The sequence below is a fragment of the Streptomyces sp. NPDC059080 genome (assembly GCF_042739975.1).
Lineage (GTDB): Bacteria > Actinomycetota > Actinomycetes > Streptomycetales > Streptomycetaceae > Streptomyces > Streptomyces benahoarensis.
On record NZ_JBHYGX010000044.1, the window covers coordinates 43,779 to 47,747 of the forward strand.

Consider the following 3,969-nt stretch of genomic DNA (forward strand, 5'->3'; position numbering starts at 1 on the left):
CCCCTCACACAGCACGCGTCCCCCCGCGCCCCCCCCCCCCCGCGGCCCCCGCCGCGCGCGGGCGCCGCCCCACCGCCGCGCCTCACACCGGACCGCCGCGCCTCACGCCGGACCGCCGCGCCTCACGCCGGACCGCCGCCCGGCCCGGTCGGCGCGGTGAAGTAGCCGCTGGGGGTGGTGCCGAGAGTGCGGCGGAACATCGCGGTGAAGGCGCTGGGCGTGGCGTAGCCGAGGGCTCCGGCGACGGCAGTGACGGGGGTGCCGGCGGCCAGCAGGGTGACGGCGTGGAGCAGGCGGGCCTGCTGGACCCAGCGGGCGGGGCTCATGCCCGTCGCGGCGGTGAAGCGGCGGTGCAGTCCGCGGGGGCTGAGGTGCGCGCGGGCCGCGAGGTCGGCGGTGGACCAGCGGGCGCCCGGGTCACGGCGGACGGCCGCGCAGACCTCGTCCAGCTGGGCATCGCCGGGCGCCGGGAGGTGCAGCGCGGGAAGGGGCTCCGGGGCGAGCTGGAGGAGGAGCAGCCGCATCAGGGCGCCGTCGCGGCCGTCGGGGTCGTAGGCGACGGGGATGCGGGTCGCCGCGTCGATGAGTTCGCGCAGCAGCGGGGAGACGGGGACCACGGCCGGGTCGGTGGGGAGGTGTCCGGCGGCCGCGGGGTCGATGTAGAGGGTGCGCATCGCGACCGCCCCGGCGCAGGTCATCGCGTGGGTGAGCCCGGCCGGGAGCCAGGCGGCGCGGGTGGCGGGGACCACCCAGGTGCCGTGCGGGGTGGTGACGGTGATCGCGCCGGTCGTGCCGTAGAGGAGTTGGTGGCGGCGGTGGCGGTGCGGCGGGATGTGGTGGCCGTCGGGGAGGTCGCGGGCCATCGCGGCCAGTGGCCGGGGGACGCGCTGGTAGTCGTCCCGGTCCTCGCTCTTGCCGTACACCGTGCCCGCTCCTTTCCGCCAGGCAGGTGGCGGCCCGCCGCTCGCGGCCGCTTCTCGACAGGGGACGGCCGGAGCTCGAAAGTATGCCGTGCGGCGGCGCCCTAGCGTCGGTGACTGTGCAGCAATCCACGTCTTCTCTCCAGGTCAGCGGCGGTACGCCGAGCGGCCCTACGGTGTGCGGCGGCCGGTCGCCGATGCCGTTGCTCGCGGTGGCCGCCGCCGTCACGGCCGCGAATGTCTATCTCAACCAGCCGCTCCTGGACGCCATCGCGCGGTCACTGGGCGCCGACGCCGGGACGCTCGGAGCGCTGCCGACCGTCACGCAGGCGGGGTACGCGGCGGGCATTCTGCTGCTCGTACCGGCGGGCGACAGCCATGACCGGCGGCGGCTGATCCTCACGCTCGGGTGGGGGTCGGCGGCGGCGCTCGCGGTGTGCGCGGCGGCGCCGTCGGTGTGGTGCCTGCTCGTGGCGGGCTTCGCGCTCGGGGTGCTGTCGCCGGTGCCGCAGCTGCTCACACCGCTCGCCGTGGCGCTGGCGGACGCGTCGGGCGGCCCGGCGGCGGGCCGGGGCCGGATCGTCGGCACGGTGCAGGGCGGGCTGCTCGTCGGGGTGCTGGCCTCGCGCGCGTACGCCGGGGCGCTGGCGGAGCTGGCGGGCTGGCGGACCGTGTACGGCGTCTCGTGCCTGGTCACGCTGGGGCTGATGGCCGTACTGCGGCGGGCGCTGCCGCCGCTCCCGGCGGCCGGGGGCCCCGGCTACCGCGCCACCCTCGCCTCACTGCCCCGGCTGTGGTGGCGGCCGGTGGTACGGGTGGTGACGGTGTCGGGTGCGCTGGTGGGCGTGGCGTTCGGCGCGTTCTGGACGACGCTGACGTTCCTGCTGGCGCACGACCACCGGCTCGACCCGGCACGGATCGGGCTGTTCGGGCTGGTGGCGGCGGCCAGCGCGGCCGCGTCGCCGTACGCGGGGCGGCTGGCGGAGCGGTGGGGGCGGCGCGGGGCGACGGCGACGCTGACCGGTCTGGTGGTCGCCGGGTGGCTGGTGCTGCTGCCCGGCACCGGCTCGCTGTGGTGGGTGATCGCGGGCGTGATCGTGCTGGACGTGGGGGTGTGGGGCGGGCAGGCCGCCACCCAGACGGTGCTGTTCCGCCTCGACGCGGCGCAGCACAACCGCCTCAACACCCTCTATTTCACGCTGCGTTTCCTGGGCATCGCGGCCGGTTCGCTGTGCGGTGCGCTGGCCTGGACGGCGGGCGGCTGGCCCGCGGTGGCGGCCACCGGGTGCGCCGCCGCGCTCGCCGGTCTCCTCGTCGGGCTGCTGCCGGCCGGCGCGCAGCGGTGAGGGGCGCCGCCGGAACCCGTACGAAGCGGGCTCCGGCGGCGCACCCGACCCACTTGTTGAATACATGGCAATTCGCCGAGTACCTCGCCACGGTCTGCACGCTCCGCGACGGGCGGATCGCGCGGATCGAGACCTACCTTTCCGATGTGCCCGGGATGAACGCCTTCTTCGTCTGACGGCGGGGGCGCGCTTCGTCTGACGGCGGGGGCGCGCACGGTACGTCCGCGAGCCCCCGCCCGCCGCCCGGCTTGCGGCCCGCGGCGGCGCCGGGCAGACAATGGGTCCGGCAGGGACGAAGCGGGACGGACCGGAACGAAGGTGCCCGCGCCCCATGAGCCGTCCCGCCCCCGTGCCGCCCGCCCACCGGACGCCGGACGATCGGAGAGGGCCGTGACCACGACACCACCCCCGCCCGGACACGAGCCCCCGGACCCGGCCGGCGCCCAGGGATCCGCGGAACCTCCCGGGCCCGGGCGCGCCCCGGCCGGGCACCCTCCCGAGGGGCGTCCGGCCGCGGTCGGGCGCCCGGTCCGGCCGACCGGACGCGCCCCCTGGTGGCACCGCACCGCCCGGCTCGCCCTGCCCGCCGGGATACTGGCGGCCGGTCTGTTCCTGACCGGCTTCCTCACCCGGCCGTACCAGGGCGCGCCCGGCGCCGCCGAGGCCCGCACCGGGCTGCTGCCGCTGCCGCTGCACGAGCCGGGGCCCGACCCGTTCACCGCGTCGGTGGCCCGGCGGACCGGCCCGCCGGCGCCGCACGCCGCCCCGCGCCGCCCCCAGACCGTCCGCGACCTCCCCGGGTCGCTGCACGGCCTCTACGGCGGCAGACGCTCCACGGCCTCCTGCGACACCGGCCGGCTGATCCGGTACCTGCAGGCCGATCTCGGTCGGACCGCCGCGTTCGCCGACACCGAGGGCATCGAGGACACCGCCGTCCCGGAGGCGCTGCGCGCCCTCACCCCCGTCGAGTTGCGGTACGACACCCGGATCACCGCCCACGGCTTCCTCGGCGGCGAGGCCACCGGCTACCAGGCGGTGATGCAGGCCGGGACCGCGGTGCTCGTCGACGGGCACGGGGTGCCGCGGGTGCGCTGCGTGGGCGGCACCCCGCTGACGCCGCCGGTCGAGCTGAAGAAGGCGCCGCCCGCCGAGGGCCAGGCGTGGCCGGGGTACGACCCGGGCCGCACCATCGCGGTGCGGCAGACGTCGGCGGAGGTGACGGACTTCGTCCTGGTCGACCCCACCACCGGGCGCCAGTTCGTCCGCCCGCGCGGGACCACCGGGGACGCCGACCGCACGGCGCCGTGAGGCCGCCCGCCGCGCTCCGGCCCGACGCCGTGCGGACCGGGGGCGGCGGCAGCATGATGGAGGGACCCGAAGTGAGCGTCGGCCGTGGCCGGGCGGTGAGCAGGTGGCCGGGCGGGCCGGAAGAGGAGGAATCCGTGAGCGCTGACGACGAGGGAACGACCACCGAGCGGCCGAAGGACCTGTTCACCGGCGGCGAGCGGCCGTTCGACGCCGAGGATCTGGTGCGGGCGTCGGGGCGGGAACCGAGCCCCGAGAGCCTGGAGTGGGCACGGCGCATGATCGAGGAGAAAGGGGCCGCCGCCCTCGAACGCTATCTGCCCTGAACGGCGGCGGCACGGACGTGGGGGGGGGCGCGGCGGGGCGCCCCGCCCCCCCCGGGCCCCGCGCGGCCCCCC

4 protein-coding genes and 1 pseudogene are annotated in these 3,969 nt (G+C 77.7%); 4 read left to right on the forward strand and 1 reads right to left on the reverse strand.

What is annotated here, in order from left to right:
• Positions 1–122 precede the first annotated feature (122 nt).
• Complete coding sequence (locus tag ACFWWQ_RS25515; protein WP_384600471.1) at positions 123–923, reverse strand: helix-turn-helix domain-containing protein; 801 nt, start codon at positions 921–923, stop codon at positions 123–125.
• A gap of 116 nt (positions 924–1,039) precedes the next feature.
• Here ACFWWQ_RS25515 and ACFWWQ_RS25520 point away from each other — a divergent pair, with 116 nt between their 5' ends.
• From ACFWWQ_RS25520 to ACFWWQ_RS25535, 4 genes and pseudogenes are all read left to right on the forward strand, one after another.
• A complete protein-coding gene (locus ACFWWQ_RS25520; protein WP_384600474.1) occupies positions 1,040–2,266 on the forward strand; it encodes an MFS transporter in 1,227 nt (408 codons plus the stop codon).
• Positions 2,267–2,343: 77 nt separating this feature from the next.
• Positions 2,344–2,442: pseudogene (locus ACFWWQ_RS25525) on the forward strand (nuclear transport factor 2 family protein); the annotation flags it as partial.
• A gap of 214 nt (positions 2,443–2,656) precedes the next feature.
• The gene (locus tag ACFWWQ_RS25530) at positions 2,657–3,574 is read left to right on the forward strand and encodes a DUF6777 domain-containing protein (RefSeq protein WP_384600477.1); all 918 of its coding nucleotides are present in this window, start codon (positions 2,657–2,659) and stop codon (positions 3,572–3,574) included.
• Positions 3,575–3,708: 134 nt separating this feature from the next.
• Positions 3,709–3,897 (forward strand): hypothetical protein, encoded by a 189-nt coding sequence (locus tag ACFWWQ_RS25535; protein WP_384600480.1) that lies wholly within the window; start codon positions 3,709–3,711, stop codon positions 3,895–3,897.
• Positions 3,898–3,969: the final 72 nt, after the last annotated feature.